This is a genomic window from Blastococcus sp. SYSU DS0616, assembly GCF_054051015.1.
In genome coordinates, this window is record NZ_JBJHAJ010000008.1 from 15701 (window position 1) to 32184 (window position 16484).

Sequence of the window (16484 nt, forward strand, 5' to 3'; positions counted from 1 at the left end):
TGATCGAGGTGCCCGTAGCCCCGACGAGCGCACACCCGCGGGAGTCGACCCGCCGGACTCAGCGGCGGGCGAGCTCGGCGGCCAGCGGGTCGAGCCCGAGCTGGCCGAGCGCCAGCACGTCGCGGTGCCACTGCGCCAGGTCGAAGGCGTCCCCGGCTCGCCGCCGGGCCTCCTCCCGGCAGGTGAGGAACACCCGCTCGCCCACCTTGTAGACCGGCGCCTGCCCGGGCCACCCGAGGTAGCGGTGCAGCTCGTCGACCCGCATCGCGTCCTCCATGCTGACGTGCCGGCGGAGGAACGCCAGCGCGACGTCGTAGTCCCACCGCGAGCCGGCGGCCGCCCCGGCGGGGATCGGCAGGTCGAGGTGCAGCCCGATGTCCAGCACGACCCGCGCCGCCCGCAGCTCCTGGGCGTCGAGCATCCCGAGCCGGTCGCCCGGGTCCTCGAGGAACCCGAGCTCGCCCATCAGCCGCTCGGCGTAGAGGGCCCACCCCTCGGCGTTCCCCGAGCAGGAGCAGAGCAGTCGCTGCCAGCGGTTGAGCCGCTGGGCGTCGTGGACCGTCTGCCCGATCTGCAGGTGGTGGCCGGGCACGCCCTCGTGGTAGACCGTCGTGGCCTCCCGCCAGGTCGTCATCTCCTCGACGCCCTCGGGCAGGGACCACCACATCCGGCCCGGCCGGCTGAAGTCCTCGCTGGGCGCGGTGTAGTACACGCCCTCGCCGGCGGTGGGGGTGAGCCGGCCCTCGATGCGGCGCACCGGCTCGGGGATGTCGAAGTGGACCCCGTCCAGCGCGGCCACCGCGCGGTCGGCGGTCTCCTGCAGCCAGGCCTGGAGCGCCTCCCGACCGCGGAGGATCCGCGCCGGGTCGGCGTCGAGCACCGCCATCGCGCCGGCCACCCCCTGCCCGGGGGCGATCTCCTCGGCGAGGCGCTCCTTCTCGGCGACGATGCGGGCCAGCTCCGCCCAGCCCCAGTCGTAGGTCTCGTCGAGGTCCAGCCGCGCGCCGGTGTGGTAGCGGGACTCGACCAGGTACCGGTCACGGCCCACGCCGTCGGCGTCCGGCGCCAGCGGCAGCAGCACCCGCTCGAGGTGCCCGGCGAACCCGAGCAGGGCGCCCGACGCCCGCTCGGCGCCGTCGGCCAGGTCGCGGCCCAGCGCGCTGCGGGGGTCGGCCGGGGCCTCGCGCGCCAGCCGGGTGAAGAAGCCGGGCCGCTCCGGCGTCCCGGCCCACTGCCGCGCCCGCTCCGCCGCCAGCCGGACCTGGCGAGCGGCCGAGACCCGGCCCCGGTCGGCGGCGTCGTCCAGCCCCCGCGCGTACCCCAGCAGGGCCTTGGGCATCGCGGCGAGCCGCACCGCGACCGCGGACCAGTCCTCGTCGGTCGCGGTGGGCATCAGGTCGAAGACCTCGCGGAAGCCCTGCAGAGGGCTGTCCACCGTGTTCAGGTCGGCCTGCGCGTAGCCGGCGTCGTAGCGGTCCAGTTCGGCGCCGAGCCGCTCCAGCATGGCGCTGCGGGCGATCTCGTCGCGCCGGTCGACCGGTTCCAGCGCGTCGGCCTGCGCGCGCGTGCGCCGCAGCAGCTCGGCGTGGGCGGCGTGCCCGTCGGTGCTCAGGTCCGGCCACCGGTCGTCGTGGCCGGGCACCCCGATGTAGGTGGCGACCACCGGCTGCGCCGCGGCGTAGCTCTCGACGAAGCCGTCGGCGAGCTGGTCCAGCGGGGACGGCGGGCGCGCGGGGGAGTCGGTCACCGGGGTCACGCTATCCGGGCGCCCGCCCGCCGCCCGCCACCCGCTCACGCCGTGACGTCGATCAGCACCTTGCCGACGGCGCCGTCCTGCACCGCCTGGTGGGCGCCTGCGGTCTCGGCCAGCGGGAAGAGGTGCAGCGGCAGCCCGGCGTCGTCCCCGACCCGGATGGCGCCGTCGGCGACGGCGGTGGAGACATCCTCGATGCCGAGCACCTTGGCCCGCTCGGGTTCGGTGTAGACGAGCACGAACTGCCAGCGGGCGTTCGGTCCCATCTGCGCGCGCACCGGCACGGTCACCTCCGCGCCTCCGTCGTCGGCGTACATGGCGACCGCGCCGTGCATCCCGATCACCTGGGCGTCGACCGGCGCGTTCACCGCGGCCGACACCTCCACGATCGCGTCGACGCCCTTCGGCGCGATCTTCCGCACCTCGGCGACGACGTCCTGGTCCCTGTAGTTCACGACGTGGTCGGCGCCGGCGGCCGCGGCCAGCTGCGCCTTGCGGGGGCTGCTGACCGTGGCGATCACGGTGGCGTCGGACCAGCGGGCCAGCTGGATCGCCGCGTTGCCGACGGCGCCCGCGCCGCCCTGCACCAGCACGGTGTGCCCGGTGAGCGAGCCGGGGCCCAGCCGGTCGGGCAGCGACTCGGCGACGGTCAGGCAGCGGTGGGCGGTGAGGAAGGGGATGCCCAGGGCCGCACCCAGCTCGAAGGACGGGTCCGCGCCGAGCAGGACGACGTGCCGGGCCGGGACGACGGTGAACTCGGCGGCGGTGCCCCACGGCCGCTGCCACGCCGCCTCCCAGATCCACACCCGCTGGCCGAGCATGGCCGGGTCCACGCCCTGGCCGACGGCGTCGACGGTGCCCGAGCCGTCCTGGTTCGGCACCTGGCCGTCCGGGCCGGGCTGCGCCGCGCTGCGGGACTTCCAGTCGGTGGGGTTGACGCCGGAGAACGCGACGCGGACGCGCACCTCGCCCGGGCCGGGGTCGGGCACCGGCCGGTCGATCAACTGGAGGACGTCGGGGCCACCGGGTTCGCTGTAGGAGATCGCTCGCACGCCGCGGCTCCTACCCGACGAGGGGCGGCTCACTCGGCACGGCGCCGGGAGGTGGTGCGCGGGCTCAGCCGGGCGGCGCGTCGTCGTCGGTGGGCCACTCGGGGATCGGCAGGCCCGAGACGGCCAGCAGCCGCTCGACGGTCTGCTCGACCACCTCGTCTGTCGGGGGCACGCCGCCGGGGGAGGCCATCAGCCGACGCACCTCGGCCGGCTCGACCTCGGTGCCGACGGCGTCGCGCACCCACCGGGCGAAGCCCTCGGCCTCGGCGTCGACGTCCACGGGGGCGGAGGCATCCGGCTCGTCGAAGTACACGCGCGGCTCGTAGCCGAGGAAGAAGCGGCCACCGGTCGCGTCGGCCGCCCGGTAGTCGACGGTCGCGATGTCGCTGTCGTGCACGTCGACCATCAGGAACGGCACCGCGGTCGGCCGTCCCGTGCGCCAGCGCCCCTCGCTGTACACCAGCGTGCCGAAGTAGCCCATGGCCCGAGGCTAGCCGTCGGCGCCGGGTCCGCCGGGGGCGGCGACAGGTGCATCGACCACGTGACGGGGTAGGTGGTGGGCCGGAGCAGGTCCCACGACGGAGGAGCAACCGACGATGAGCACCAAGGTCGAGCAGTCGATCCAGGTCGACGTCCCAGTACGCACGGCGTACGACCAGTGGACGCAGTTCGAGGACTTCCCGCACTTCATGAGTGGCGTCAAGGAGGTCCAGCAGCGCGGTGACCGGCGGCTGCACTGGGTGGCCGAGATCGCCGGGGTGCGGCGGGAGTGGGATGCGGCGATCCTCGAGCAGGTCCCCGACCAGAAGATCGCCTGGGCGGCGACGGACGGCGCGACCAACGCCGGCGCCGTCCGGTTCGAACCCGCCGGTCCCGGCTCCACGATCGTCCACCTGAGCCTGGAGTACGAGCCGGAGGGGCTGGTGGAGCAGGCCGGCGACAAGCTCGGCATCGTGGGCCACCAGGTGAAGTCGGACCTGCAGCGGTTCAAGTCCCTCATCGAGGACGAGGGCTACGCGAGCGGTGCGTGGCGCGGGTCGATCGAGCACGGCGTCCGCGCCGGCACCCCCGGCGTCGAGGACGCGGCCCTGTCGCGCGGCGACAGCGGCAAGGCCGGGCTCTCGGCGAAGGGCGTCGCCGCCGGCGCAGCCGCGGTGGCCGGGGTCGCCGCTGCCGGTGCGGCCGTGGCCGGTTCGAGGACCTCGACGAGCGATTCGGAGACCGAGCAGTCGCGTCAGGTGCCTGCCTCGCCGCCGGTGACCGTCGTCGAGGAGGTACCGGCGGCCGACGCGCGGCTCGAGGGATCCGAGGTCGGGGACACCACCCAGGGCGCCACGGCCGCCGGACGCCGGGACGACGACCCGACCACCGGTGGTGCCAGGCGCTGACCCCAGGCGATGCGGGGAGGGGTGAGGCCACCGGCTACCGGCTGCCGGTGGCCCGCTCCTTCGCCCGGTCGATCGCCGCGAGCAGCACGACGGTCAGCACCAGGACGGCGAGCGAGGCGATCCACCACCACGGCGCCGGCAGGCGGAGGGTGAAGGCGAGGAACAGCTCGCCGTCGAAGAGCAGGCGGCTGACGAACGGCGCGAGGCCGTTGTAGATGCCGGCGAGCAGCACCAGAGCGCTCAGGGCGTCGTAGCCCTCGGTGCCCGTCTCCTCCCGAGGCTCCTCCGGCTGCGCGGCCGCCGGCGGGGGCTCCTCGCCCCGGTGCAGCAGGGCCAGCAGACCCACCCCGAGGACGATGATCCCCACGCAGGCCAGCCACCACCACGGCGACGGCAGGGCGAGCGCGACGGCGAAGCGCTGGTCGGCCTCGAACAGCGGCCGCACGATCAGCGGCACCACGCCCTGGTAGAGCGTCAGGAACCCGACGAGCCAGGACAGGACGGGGCGCCAGCGGGCGCGGGGGCGGTCGGTGCTGCTCACGCCGGACAGCCAACCGCCGCAGGGACCGCCGGCACATCGGCCATAGGTCGATCGGGCCACCGACCGAAGACCAGTCGAGGTGCTCGGTGCTGCGGGCGCCGGCGCCCCCCCGGGTCCGCCGGTCCTCAGCCGCGGCCGGTGCGCAGCTGCCTGGCGACGTCCGGTCGGCCGTTGGCCGCGGCGAGCGCCGCTGCCTGATCCCAGTCGTACTCGACGGCGTGGAACTCGGTCGACCACTGCCCGCCCGAGTCGTCGGCGATGGCGTACCGGGCGTGCGGGGTCCCGGACTCCATGACATGCGGGTAGGGGTGGTCGTCGGCGTAGGCGGGCCAGCCGACGCTGCCCGGGTTCACGACGACGGCACCGGTCGGCAGCCGCACCACCCGCTGCAGGTGGGTGTGACCGCACAGCAGCAGCGGGGTCGCGGCGGAGCCGCCGAGCCGGTCGAGGACCTCGGCCTCCGTGGCCGGGCGCGCCCCTTCCGCGGTCACGGTGTCCAGCAGGTGGACCAGGTCGTCGGTGGGGGAGCCGTGGAAGGCCAGGACACCCGGCGCCGGAGCGAGGGTGAGCAGCAGACCGGCCATCCACCGCCGGTGGGCGTCGGTGATGGTGTCGTGCGCCAGCCGGTCGGAGGCGCCCATGCGGGCACGGGGGAACGTCAGCAGCTGGCGCTCGTGGTTCCCGCGGACGGTGGGCAGGCCGAGCTCCACCAGCCGGTCGGCGGTCTCGCGTGGCTGCACGGCGCCCGACAGCAGGTCGCCGAGGTTGACCACGACGTCCACCGATCGCTGCGCGAGGTCGGCGCGCACCGCCTCCAGCGCAAGGAGGTTGCCGTGGATATCCGAGACCGCGGCGAGGCGCACGGGCGAGACCCTAGCGATCTTGTTCAGCGGAGATCGTTTCCCGGTGTCCTCGCTGGTTAGGGAGGTGGACGGTTGCCTGGTGCACCCATCGCCCACGGCCGGCCCCCAGCAGCCGGGGCCGGCCTCCCCGACCGGGAGGAAGAACGCTGACCATCGACTGGGAACAGCTGCCCACCTACAACACGATCATGTCCGTGGCGGCGGGAGCAGGGCTGCTGCTGGTGGTGCTGCTCGGCCGCCAGCTGCTCAAGGACCCGCGCGAGGCCCCCACCGAGGGGTACGCGCTCGCCTTCGCGGTGCTGGGGCTGATCCTCACGCTCACCGGCGCCCACATGACGCTGACCTGGCCGCTGGCGCCCGACTTCCCCTTCGACAACATCATCTTCGGGGAGCCGGCCCTCGCGTTCGGGGTCCTCATGCTGGTCGCTGCGGTGCACCTGTGGCGCCGGGGGACGGCGCTCCGCGAGGCGCCGGACGCGCTCGCGGCCTTCAGCCGGGCCTACCTGCCCGTGTCGGTCTTCGTGGTCGGCATCGGCCTGGCCTCCTTCGGCATCGCCGCCGCCGGGGTCCGCTACACGCTGTTCGCCGCGCCGCCGGAGGAGCCCATCTCCGGTCAGTTCGCCGACCACCCGATGGTCGAGGCGGTCTTCATCTCCGGGCTCTACGTCCTCGTGGGGGTGGGTGCGGTGCTCTTCCCGCTCGCGCTCCGCGCCCGCCGCGTCGGGGCGGTGGCGACCGTCGTCAGCGCCGCGTGGGGCCTCGCTGGCCTGGCCTTCCTGCTCTTCGGCGCGCTCAACTACTTCACCCACATCGGGCTGATCGTCAACACGATGTAGCCCCGGAGCAGGCGGGTGGCGGGGAACCCCGCCGCCCGCCGCTCAGCTCGGGCTGATCGACAGGGTGAGCCGGGCGCGGCCTTCCTCGGAGCGGGCGGTGGCGATCCGCTCGGCCGAGGGCGTGCCGTACTCGGTCGTGCGCTGGCGGGCGGGCCGGCCGATCGCGGCGGCCATCGCCTCCAGCTCGGCGATGGTCTTCAGCGAGCCGTTCTCGCTGCCGGCCATCCGGCTGATCGTCTCCTCCATCAGCGTGCCGCCGAGGTCGTTCGCCCCGCCCTGCAGCACCGCCTGCGTGCCGGTGTCGCCGAGCTTCACCCACGAGGTCTGGATGTTGCCGACCCGGCCGTGCAGCAGCAGCCGGGCGACGGCGTGCACCGCCCGGTTCTCGCGCACCGTCGGCCCCGGGCGGGCCACACCCGCCAGGTAGATGGGGGAGTTGTGGTGCACGAACGGCAGCAGCACGAACTCGGTGAAGCCGCCGGTCCGGTCCTGCAGCGCGGCGAGCGTGCGCAGGTGCCCGACCCAGTGGGCGGGGGTGTCGACGTGGCCGTACATCATCGTCGACGTCGTCGGGATGCCGACCTCGTGCGCGGTGCCGATGATCTCCAGCCAGGTCGCCGTCGGCAGCTTGCCCTTGGTCAGCACCCAGCGGACGTCGTCGTCGAGGATCTCCGCCGCCGTGCCGGGGATCGAGTCCAGGCCGGCGGCCTTCAGCCCGGTGAGGAAGTCGCGGAACGACAGCCCGGTGCGCGCCGCCCCGTTGACGATCTCCATGGGTGAGAACGCGTGCAGGTGGATGCCCGGCTGCCGCCGCTTCACCTCGCGCGCCAGGTCGAAGTAGGCGGTGCCCGGCAGGTCGGGGTGGATGCCGCCCTGCATGCAGATCTCGGTCGCCCCGGCCGCCCACGCCTCGTCCACGCGGTCGCCGACCTGCTCCATCGACAGCGTGTAGGCGTCGGCGTCGGTGCGCCGCTGGGCGAAGGCGCAGAAGCGGCAGCCGGTGTAGCAGACGTTGGTGAAGTTGATGTTCCGGTTCACGACGTAGGTGACGTCGTCGCCGTTGACGTCGGCGCGGACGGCGTCGGCGAGCGCGCAGAGGTTCTCGAGGTCGCTGCCGTCGGCGCCCAGCAGCGCAAGGTACTCGGCGTCGGTGAGTCCAGCCGGGTCCTGCTCGGCGTGCAGCAGCGCGGCGAGCACCTCCCGGTCGCCCGCGGCCAGCGCGGTGGAGCGGCCGTCCCGGGCGGCCGTCGTGCGGTCGCGCAGCTCCGACCAGTCGCCGTAGACGGCGTCGAAGTCGCTGCGCCGGTCCGTCGTCCGCCCGACGGTGTCCACCTCGACGTGCAGGTCCACCCGGCCGGAGGAGGTCCACGACTCGTCGGGCTCCTGCCACGGCAGGCCCGCCGGCAGGCGCCCCTCGACGGCCAGCCCGTCCGGCCCGGCCAGCGCGGCGACGTGCGGGCGCACCCGCGGGTCCAGCCACGGCTCGGGCTGCAGCACGTAGCCCGGCTGGGCGGCCAGCCGCTCGCGCAGCTCGAACCCCGCCTCGGCGGTGAGCGCCGCCAGCTTGTCGATGTTCGGCCACGGCCGCTCGGGGTTCACGTGGTCCGGGGTCAGCGGGGAGACGCCGCCCCAGTCGTCGACGCCGGCGCGCAGCAGCAGCCCGAGCTCGGTGGAGTCGCTGAGGTTCGGCGGTGCCTGCACGCGGGCCTTCGGGCCGAGCAGCAGCCGGGTGACGGCGACCGCGGCGACGTACTCCTGCAGCTCCAGGTCGTCGTGCGCGGCCATCGCGGTGCGCGGCTTGGCGCGGAAGTTCTGGACGATCACCTCCTGCACGTGCCCGTGCCGCGCCGCCGCGGCCCGGATCGCGCCGATGGCATCGACCCGCTCGGCGTAGTCCTCGCCGATGCCCAGCAGCACGCCGGTGGTGAAGGGGACGGCGGAGCGCCCGGCGTCCTCCAGCACCCGCAGCCGGACGGCGGGCTCCTTGTCGGGGCTGCCGTAGTGCGGGCCGCCCTTCTCGGACCAGAGCCGGGTCGCCGTCGTCTCCAGCATCATGCCCATCGACGCCGACACGGGCTTGAGCCGCTGGATCTCCTCCCACGACAGCACGCCGGGGTTGAGGTGGGGGAGCAGCCCGGTCTCCTCGAGCACCCGGATCGCCATGGCGCGCAGGTAGCCCAGCGTCGAGTCGAAGCCGTGCGCCTCCAGCCACTCGCGCGCGACCGGCCAGCGGTCCTCCGGGCGGTCGCCGAGGGTGAACAGCGCCTCCTTGCAGCCCAGGGCAGCACCCGCGCGGGCGATGTCGAGCACCTCGTCGGGGGAGAGGTAGGGCGCTTTGCCCTCCTTGCGCAGCTGCCCCGGCGTCGTCACGAACGTGCAGTAGTGGCAGCGGTCGCGGCACAGGTGGGTGAGCGGGATGAACACCTTGCGGCTGTACGTGACGACGCCGGGCCGCCCGGCGCTGGTCAGCCCCGCGTCGCGCACCCGGCCGGCAGCGGTGAGCAGCCGGTCCAGCGGCTCGCCCTCGCCCAGGCCGCGGGCGTGCAGGAGGGTCTCCGCCTCGGTCGCGTCCAGGGTCACGCCCCGTTCGGCGCGGACCAGGGCGCGGCGGACGGCGGACTCGGTGGGTGCAGGCACAGCGCTCATAGCGCGTCCGACGCTAGCCCCGCCGGCCACGAGGTGTCGGGCCGCCCCGGCCGGGGGGCCTTCCGCGCGAGCTAGTGCCCTGCCCACAGGCGTGGGCAAGGCACTGGCTTGCGCGGGTGATCCGGTGGTCCCGTCGTGGGACTGCTCAGACGTCGCGGCGCTGGAAGGACATCGCGGTCAGCCCGAGGATCACCGCGGTCCACACCGCGGCCCACGCCAGGTAGACCGGCGTGAGGGGCGCATCGGCCAGGAACGGGAAACCGCCCTCGGGGCCCAGCTGGACGAGCGCCGACGGGTCCTGGAAGGCGTTCATGGCGCCGCGCCACAGGCCGTCGGTGGGCAGCAGCACCCGCGAGACGCTGCCGACCCGCTCCACACCCTCGTTGCCCAGCGCGCCGCCGATGCCGCCGACGACGCCCGCGACCCAGGTGGCGCCGAAGAGCCCGACGGCGATGATGCCGGAGGCCATCGGCGAGACGACGCTGGAGAGCAGCAGCGCCAGCGTCAGCAGCACGATCGTCTCGGCCGCCAGCAGCGCGAGCCCTGCCGCGGGTGACGGCGGCCAGTAGCCGACCACCCCGCGCACGATGAGCAGCTGCGCCAGGCCGGCCAGCACCACGTACCCGCAGCCGAAGGTGAGCAGGCCGAGCCACTTCCCGAGCAGGATCGACGAGCGGCGGACCGGCCGGGCGAGCATCGCCAGCGCCTGGCCCGACTCGACCTCGCCGGCGAGCGTGGGCCCGGCGAGGAACGCGGTGCCGATCGCCGCGATCAGGCTGAAGCCGAACATGATCAGGTTGATCAGCATGGAGGCGACCAGTCGGGCCTCGCCGCTGGTGAGCGTGCCGAGCTCGGTGTCCAGGCCGATGAGCCTGGAGAAGCCCCAGCCGCTGAGCGCGAGCAGCGCCACGGTCAGGATCAGCAGCGCCCAGACGACCTTGCGCCGGAACGCCTCGCGCAGGGTGAGCCCGGCGATCGTCAGCACGGTCACGGGGCCGGCTCCTGGTGCATGGGTTCGTCGTGCCGGAGGACGGCGAGCAGCCGCTCCTCGAGGCTGATCCGCACCGGTTCGACCGCGTGCACCCGGACCCCGAGCCCGACGAGGTCGCGCACCAGGTCGGGCACGGTGACGCCGTCGTCCTCGGACACCAGGGCGACGGTGAACCAGTCACCGCTGCGGGTCAGCGAGCCGGCCGCCCGGAGCCGCTGCTCGACCCGCTCGTCGACGTCGGCCAGCCGCAGCCGGACCTCGCGCTGGCCGAGCAGCTCGGCGAGCGTGCCCGACGCCGCCACCTGGCCCTTGTCGAGGATCACCACCCGGTCGCACACCCGCTCGACCTCGCCGATCAGGTGCGAGTTGAGCAGGACCGCGACGCCGCGGGACTTCAGCGCCAGCACGAGGTCGCGGACGTCCACCCGGCCCAGCGGGTCCAGCGCGCTGGTCGGCTCGTCGAGGACGACCAGCTGCGGCCGGGCGACCAGGGCGACCGCCAGCCCCAGCCGCTGCTGCATGCCCTTGGAGAAGCTCCCCACGCGGTCGCCGCTCCGCTCGGCCAGCCCGACCGCCGCCAGGCACGCGCGGCGCTCCTCGGCGGGGACGTCGAGGCGGGCCAGCTTCACGTGCAGGTCGAGCACCTCCGCCGCGGTCAGCCACGGCTGGTAGCGGAACAGCTCGGGGAGGTACCCGACGGCGCTGCGGCTGCGCGGGTCCGACGCGGGCCGGCCGAGCAGCAGCACCTCACCGGCGTCCGGTCGCACGAGGCCGAGCAGCATCTTGATGACGCTGGTCTTCCCGGCGCCGTTGGGCCCGAGCAGGCCGACGACCTCGCCGCGGCCGACGGTGAAGGAGACGTCGTCGACGGCGGTCCGGCGTCCGTACCGCTTGCGCAGCCCGGAGCACCAGACCGCCGGCGACGGCGGCAGGTCGTCGAGCCCGCCCGCCGCGGGAGCGTTCGAGGTCACCCCGCGGACGGTAGCGGCGTCAGCGGAGGTCACGGGCGACGTCGAGGAGCTCGTCGGCGCTGAGCGTTCCGGCGACGCCGGTCATCACGCCGTCCTCCACCCAGACGACGCCGGCGAAGAGCCCGTTGCGGGAGGTGAGCACCGTCGCCTCCGCCCCGTCGACGTCGGCCGTCGAGCTGGTCACCATCTCCGCGGGAACCGGCAGCGGCAGCGTCGCGGCGTCGGTGGAGAGGTCGCGCAGCTGGTCGGCCAGGCCGTCGGGGAGGCCGGGCAGCGACAGCAGGTAGTCGCGGACCGTCTCGAACGGCACCCCCGAGGAGAGCACCGTCGGCGCGTTCGCCCGGGCGACGACGAGGCTGGGCACGCCGGTCGGCTGCGACCACACCGCCGCGACCCCGGGGCCGGCCTCCAGCCGCAGCTGGGCGCCGTCGAGCCCGGGCGGCGGGGGAGGCAGGACCTCGCCCTCGGCGGCCGCGGCCTGCGCGGCCTTGGCGGCGGAGAAGGTGAACGTCGCGCGGGCCACGTCGGCCGCCAGGTAGGCAGGCTCGCCGGTCACGCCCGCGGGCAGCTCGGCGACCTCCGGGACGGTGAGGCCGGTGCGCTCCCGCGCCGCCTCGGCGTCGGTCACCGGCTCCGGCTCGGGCTCCTCGGCGAACTCGAGGTCGCCGTAGGCGGAGAGGTCCGGGATCTGCACCAGGTCGGCGGCGGTGACCTCGACCGGGTCGACGCGCTCGGTCTGGAAGATCGGCAGCCAGTCGTTCGCGGCCGCGACCCCGGCGCCGGTCAGCAGGACCACCGCGCCGAGCGCCGCCACGGCGGGACGGCGGACGGCCGTGCCCCAGCGGTTGCGGCCGGCGGTGCGCGCCGGGCGGAAGGCGGTCACGGTCGACGGGGCCGAGGCGGCCGAGAACCGGGCCCACGCGGCGTCGGTGTCGACGGCGCCGGAGGCGGGGTCGGACCCGCCGAGCGCCGCACCGACCAGCTGCGCGTCCGCGCGGGCGTCGTCGAGGGCGCGCAGGCAGACCGGGCAGCCGGCGACGTGCGCGCGGTCGGCGTCGGAGACCCCGGCCGGCTCGTCGATCAGCCGGCGGAGGACGCCCTCATTCGGATGACGCATGGCGGTTCAGCTCCTTGCGAAGTGCGGCTTCGGCGCGGCGGACGGTGGTGCCGACGCTGCCGGGGGACAGATCGAGTGCGGTGGCGACCTCGGCGTAGCTCAGGCCGCTGTGGCGCAGCACGAGCGCGGTCGCCTGCGTGCGGGGGAGCCGGGCGAGGGCCGCCCGGACGCGGCTGCGGTCCTCGAGGGTGAGGACCGCGTCGGCCACGTCGGGGGTGGTGGGGTCGGCGGCCGAGGCCACCGTCTCCTCCCGGGCGGCGCGGCGGCGACCCGAGCGGATCAGGTTCAGCGCGGTGTGCGCGGCGGCGACCGACAGCCAGCCGGCGGCCTCGGCCGCGGGCACGGACGAGCGGCCGAAGGACAGGAACACCTCCTGCGCCACGTCCTCCGCCTGGTCGCGGGAACCGAGCACCCTCGCGGCGACCCCGACGACCCGCTGGTAGTCGCGGCGGAAGACCTCCTCGAGGTCGGGCCGCACCGCACCGCGGGTCGCTGCTGCCGGCACGCTGCCCGCCCCTCCGACCCGGCCGAGCGCGCCGGGAAAAGTCAGGACGGCTGCCGGTGCCGGCCGTCCGTGCCGTACGAGGTCCATGTACGGATAGCACCGCCGGGCCCGCGGATGTGACAACCGGCCCCGGAGACCTCCGACCAGTCGCTCAACCGCGCCCGGCGGCGGCCCCCGTCTCGTCGACGAACCGCCCGCGCAGTCGCAGCAGCGGGCGGGCGTCAGGGTTGAGCACCGGCACGTCGTCCACGGTCAGCAGCGCCAGCACGTGGTCGCCGGCCTCGACCAGCCGTTCCAGGCGGCAGTCCAGGGCGGCCGGCGCCTCGCTCAGGATGATGGCGCCGCTGCCGGCGGCCCGGGTCCAGGGCACGGTCTCCAGCAGGTGCCGCGCGCTGGGCCGCCCCGCCGAGGCGAACCGGGAGGCCACGATGGCGTGCGGCGCGGCCAGCACGGTCAGCGCGCAGCGGCCGACCGCCTCCAGCACCTCGGCGGGGTAGCCGCCCGCGGTCAGGCCGACGGCGACCAGCGGGGGGGCGGCCGAGACGCTCATGACCGAGCTGACCGTCGTCCCGACGTCGTCGATGTCGTCCTGCACGGTCAGCAGGCACACCCCGGCGGCGTACTGGGCCAGGGCGGCGGTGAACTCGCGGGCGTCGACCGGCATGGCGGCCAGTCGACCACATGACCAGGATGAGCCGGTGAGCGATGCAGCGGAGCGGACCTACGACGTCGTCGTCCTGGGGGCCGGGTCCACCGGGGAGAACGTCGCCGACATCGTCGTCCGGGGCGGCCTGTCGGCCGTCCTGGTGGAACCGGAGCTGGTGGGCGGCGAGTGCTCGTACTGGGCGTGCATGCCGAGCAAGGCGCTGCTGCGCGGCACCGAGGTGCTGGTCGAGGCGCGCGCCGTCGACGGCGCCCGCCAGGCGGTCACCGGTGACCAGGACGTGGCGGCCACCCTCGCCCGCCGCGACTCCTTCACCTCGCACTGGGACGACTCGGGCCAGGTCGAGTGGGTGCAGGGCGCCGGCATCGACCTGCTGCGGGGCGCCGGCCGGCTCGACGGCGAGCGGACTGTCGTCGTCACCGCCGAGGACGGGACCGCGATCCGACTGACGGCCCGCCACGCGGTCGCCGTGTGCACCGGGTCGGCGGCGGCGACCCCGCCGATCGAGGGGCTGGCCGACGTCGACCCGTGGGGCCCGCGCGAGGCCACCAGCGCCAAGGAGGCGCCGGGCCGGCTGCTCGTGCTCGGTGGCGGCTACGTCGGCTGCGAGATGGCCACGGCCTGGCAGGCGCTGGGCTCGCAGGTCACCGTCCTGCAGCGCGGCGACCGCCTGCTGCCGCGGCTGGAGCCGCAGGCGGGGGTCGCCGTCGCCGGCGCGCTGCGGGAAGCCGGCGTGGACGTGCGGCTGGGCACGGAGGTCACCGCCGCCCGCCGCGACGGCACCGAGGTCGTGCTGACGACGGCGGACGGCGAGGTCCGCGGGGACGAGGTGCTGGTCGCGATCGGCCGGGCCGCGCGCACCACCGACCTCGGGGTGGAGACCGTCGGGCTGGAGCCGGGGGAGTACCTGCCCGTCGACGCCACGCTGCAGGTCGAGGGGGTGCCCTGGCTCTACGGCGTCGGCGACGTCAACGGCCGGCAGCTGCTCACCCACATGGGCAAGTACCAGGCCCGCCAGGCAGGGGCGGCGATCGTCGCACGGGCCCGCGGCGAGCAGGTGGACACCGCACCGTGGTCGCCGTTCGTGGCCACCGCAGACGACGTCGCGACGCCGTCGGTGGTGTTCACCTCGCCGCAGGTCGCCAGCGTCGGGCGCACCGCGGCCGAGGCGCGGGACGCCGGCCTGCCGCACCGCGTCGTCGAGTACCCGATCGGCAGCGTCGCGGGCGCCTCGGTGTTCGCCGACGGCTACACCGGGACGGCGATCGCGGTCGTCGAGACCGAGCGCGAGGTGCTGCTGGGCGTGACCTTCGTCGGCCCGGCGGTCGCCGAGCTGCTGCACGCGGCGACGATCGCCGTCGTCGGCGAGGTGCCGATCGCCCGGCTCTGGCACGCCGTTCCGGCCTACCCGACGATCAGCGAGATCTGGCTGCGGCTGCTGGAGACCTACCGCGGCTGAGCGGCCCGTCACCCCAGCCCCGTGGCCACCGCCCCGTGCGCGTACGGCTGGGCTCGCGACCGCGGTGCAGGGGCGGGAGGTCGCGGCGGCCGCACCCCCGCGACGGCGGCGCCGGCGCCCGTGCTGGAGTTGCGTCGTGCAGTTCGACCGTTCGTCGCGTTCCCCGTGGCACCGCTACATCGCTCTCGGCGACTCGTTCACCGAGGGGTTGAGCGATCCCGACCCCGAGCGCCCGGGAGAGTTCCGCGGCTGGGCCGACCGGCTGGCCGAGCACCTCGTGGCCGCGGCGCCGCACGCCGACGTCGAGTACGCGAACCTGGCGATCCGTGGCCGGCTGCTGCACCAGGTCGTCGACGAGCAGGTGCCGGTGGCGCTCGAGGCCGAGCCGGACCTGGTCAGCCTGGTCGCCGGCGGGAACGACCTGATGCGCCCCGGCGCCGACCCGGACCAGCTCGCCGCCACGCTGGAGGCGGCCGTCGTCCGCCTCCGCGCCGCGGGCGCCGACGTGCTGCTGGCCACCGCGGTCGACACCCGCAACACCCCGATCCTGCGGCGGGTCCGCGGCAAGATCGCCGTCTTCAACGCCAACATCTGGTCGATCGCCACCCGCCAGGGCGCCGTCGTCCTGGACCAGTGGGGGGCGCAGTGGCTCCAGGACTTCCGGCTCTGGGACACCGACCGCATCCACCTGACGGACGAGGGGCACCGCCGGATGGCGCTGGCCGCCGCTGCGGCGCTGGGCCTTCCCGGGGCCGACGGCGAGGACTGGCGCACCCCGCTCCCGCCGCAGCCGCCGCGCGAGCTGCGGGCGGCCCTGGCCGAGGAGGCGGCCTGGGTGCGCGGCTTCGTGGCCCCCTGGATCGGCCGGCGGCTGCGCGGCCGGTCCTCCGGTGACGGCCGGGCGCCCAAGCGTCCCGTGCCCCTGGCGCTCCCGCGTCCCTGACGCCCCGTACCGGCACGGACGACGAAACCTCTTGACAGGCAAGTGCGCACTTGCCTGATACTGAGCCGTGGACACGGACCCGGAGCTGTTCAAGGCGCTCGGTGACGCGACCCGACGCACGATCCTCGACGAGCTGCACGACCGGGACGGTCAGACGCTGTTCGAGATCTGCGGCCGGCTGGCCATGAAGCACGGGCTGGCCTCCTCGCGCCAGGCCATCTCCCAGCACCTCGCGGTGCTGGAGCAGGCCGGTCTGGTGCGCACCCGGCGGCAGGGCCGGTACAAGTTCCACCACCTCGACACGGGCCCGCTGCGCTCGATCGTCGAGCGGTGGCCGATCCAGCGAGAGGAACCGACACCGTGATGCGCATCCACCTCACCAGCGTGTGGGTCGACGACCAGGAGAAGGCGCTCGCCTTCTACACCGAGAAGCTGGGGTTCGTGACGAAGACCGACGTGCCCGCCGGCGAGGCGCGCTGGCTCACCGTGGTCTCGCCAGCCGACCCGGACGGCGTCGAGCTGCTGCTGGAGCCCGACGGCCACCCCGCGGCACGCCCGCTCAAGGAGGCGCTGGTCGCCGACGGCATCCCGTTCACCCAGTTCGCCGTCGACGACGTGCACGCCGAGGTCGAGCGGCTGAAGGGCCTGGGTGTGGAGTTCACCCAGGACGCCACCGACCTCGGGCCGGTGGTCACCGCCGTCCTCGACGACACCTGCGGCAACCTGATCCAGCTCGCCGCCATGAAGCAGTGAGG

At 75.0% G+C, this 16484-nt stretch carries 17 protein-coding genes; 6 read left to right on the forward strand and 11 right to left on the reverse strand.

The window, feature by feature from the left end:
- Positions 1 to 58: 58 nt before the first annotated feature.
- The 3 genes from ACI79K_RS07935 to ACI79K_RS07945 all read right to left on the reverse strand — a co-directional run bounded on the left by ACI79K_RS07935 (position 59) and on the right by ACI79K_RS07945 (position 3286).
- Positions 59 to 1747, reverse strand: coding sequence for a DUF885 domain-containing protein (locus ACI79K_RS07935; RefSeq protein ID WP_456599424.1), 1689 nt, complete (start codon positions 1745 to 1747; stop codon positions 59 to 61).
- 44 nt (positions 1748 to 1791) lie between these two features.
- On the reverse strand, positions 1792 to 2805 hold the full coding sequence (locus ACI79K_RS07940; RefSeq protein WP_456599425.1) for an NADPH:quinone reductase: 1014 nt from the start codon (positions 2803 to 2805) through the stop codon (positions 1792 to 1794).
- A 64-nt stretch (positions 2806 to 2869) separates the two neighbouring features.
- Positions 2870 to 3286 (reverse strand): hypothetical protein, encoded by a 417-nt coding sequence (locus tag ACI79K_RS07945; protein ID WP_456587723.1) that lies wholly within the window; start codon positions 3284 to 3286, stop codon positions 2870 to 2872.
- 115 nt (positions 3287 to 3401) lie between these two features.
- On the opposite strand from ACI79K_RS07945, the gene ACI79K_RS07950 reads away from it, so the two are divergent.
- Positions 3402 to 4193 (forward strand): SRPBCC family protein, encoded by a 792-nt coding sequence (locus ACI79K_RS07950; protein ID WP_456599426.1) that lies wholly within the window; start codon positions 3402 to 3404, stop codon positions 4191 to 4193.
- Between the two features lie 34 nt (positions 4194 to 4227).
- On the opposite strand, the gene ACI79K_RS07955 is transcribed toward ACI79K_RS07950, so the two are convergent.
- Together ACI79K_RS07955 and ACI79K_RS07960 are read right to left on the reverse strand one after the other, a co-directional pair.
- Positions 4228 to 4734 (reverse strand): hypothetical protein, encoded by a 507-nt coding sequence (locus ACI79K_RS07955; RefSeq protein WP_456599427.1) that lies wholly within the window; start codon positions 4732 to 4734, stop codon positions 4228 to 4230.
- A gap of 125 nt (positions 4735 to 4859) precedes the next feature.
- Positions 4860 to 5597 carry a metallophosphoesterase family protein gene (locus ACI79K_RS07960; protein WP_456599428.1) on the reverse strand — a complete coding sequence of 246 codons (738 nt, stop codon included), beginning with the start codon at positions 5595 to 5597 and terminating at the stop codon, positions 4860 to 4862.
- Between the two features lie 188 nt (positions 5598 to 5785).
- Between ACI79K_RS07960 and ACI79K_RS07965 the strand changes: the two genes are divergently transcribed.
- On the forward strand, positions 5786 to 6433 hold the full coding sequence (locus ACI79K_RS07965; protein ID WP_456599429.1) for a DUF981 family protein: 648 nt from the start codon (positions 5786 to 5788) through the stop codon (positions 6431 to 6433).
- 42 nt (positions 6434 to 6475) lie between these two features.
- Here the strand turns inward: ACI79K_RS07965 and ACI79K_RS07970 are convergent, their stop codons facing one another.
- The 6 genes from ACI79K_RS07970 to ACI79K_RS07995 all read right to left on the reverse strand — a co-directional run bounded on the left by ACI79K_RS07970 (position 6476) and on the right by ACI79K_RS07995 (position 13327).
- Entirely contained in the window at positions 6476 to 9079 is a 2604-nt protein-coding gene (locus ACI79K_RS07970; RefSeq protein ID WP_456599430.1) for a bifunctional FO biosynthesis protein CofGH, read from the reverse strand.
- Between the two features lie 145 nt (positions 9080 to 9224).
- On the reverse strand, positions 9225 to 10070 hold the full coding sequence (locus tag ACI79K_RS07975) for an ABC transporter permease (protein ID WP_456587717.1): 846 nt from the start codon (positions 10068 to 10070) through the stop codon (positions 9225 to 9227).
- Positions 10067 to 11041, reverse strand: coding sequence for an ABC transporter ATP-binding protein (locus ACI79K_RS07980; RefSeq protein WP_456599431.1), 975 nt, complete (start codon positions 11039 to 11041; stop codon positions 10067 to 10069). Before ACI79K_RS07980 ends, ACI79K_RS07975 begins: the two co-directional genes overlap by 4 nt.
- A 19-nt stretch (positions 11042 to 11060) precedes the next feature.
- Complete coding sequence (locus ACI79K_RS07985; RefSeq protein ID WP_456599432.1) at positions 11061 to 12158, reverse strand: hypothetical protein; 1098 nt, start codon at positions 12156 to 12158, stop codon at positions 11061 to 11063.
- Positions 12142 to 12663 carry a sigma-70 family RNA polymerase sigma factor gene (locus ACI79K_RS07990; protein WP_456599433.1) on the reverse strand — a complete coding sequence of 174 codons (522 nt, stop codon included), beginning with the start codon at positions 12661 to 12663 and terminating at the stop codon, positions 12142 to 12144. The genes ACI79K_RS07985 and ACI79K_RS07990 overlap by 17 nt, the downstream gene beginning before the upstream one ends.
- Before the next feature lie 151 nt (positions 12664 to 12814).
- Entirely contained in the window at positions 12815 to 13327 is a 513-nt protein-coding gene (locus tag ACI79K_RS07995) for a flavin reductase family protein (RefSeq protein WP_456599434.1), read from the reverse strand.
- 34 nt (positions 13328 to 13361) lie between these two features.
- On the opposite strand from ACI79K_RS07995, the gene ACI79K_RS08000 reads away from it, so the two are divergent.
- The 4 genes from ACI79K_RS08000 (at position 13362) to ACI79K_RS08015 (ending at position 16482) form a co-directional block, all read left to right on the forward strand.
- Complete coding sequence (locus tag ACI79K_RS08000) at positions 13362 to 14786, forward strand: dihydrolipoyl dehydrogenase family protein (protein WP_456599435.1); 1425 nt, start codon at positions 13362 to 13364, stop codon at positions 14784 to 14786.
- 136 nt (positions 14787 to 14922) lie between these two features.
- A complete protein-coding gene (locus ACI79K_RS08005) occupies positions 14923 to 15729 on the forward strand; it encodes an SGNH/GDSL hydrolase family protein (protein WP_456599436.1) in 807 nt (268 codons plus the stop codon).
- Between the two features lie 67 nt (positions 15730 to 15796).
- Entirely contained in the window at positions 15797 to 16093 is a 297-nt protein-coding gene (locus ACI79K_RS08010; RefSeq protein ID WP_456587710.1) for an ArsR/SmtB family transcription factor, read from the forward strand.
- Positions 16093 to 16482 carry a VOC family protein gene (locus ACI79K_RS08015; RefSeq protein ID WP_456599437.1) on the forward strand — a complete coding sequence of 130 codons (390 nt, stop codon included), beginning with the start codon at positions 16093 to 16095 and terminating at the stop codon, positions 16480 to 16482. Before ACI79K_RS08010 ends, ACI79K_RS08015 begins: the two co-directional genes overlap by 1 nt.
- The last annotated feature ends 2 nt before the right edge of the window (positions 16483 to 16484 follow it).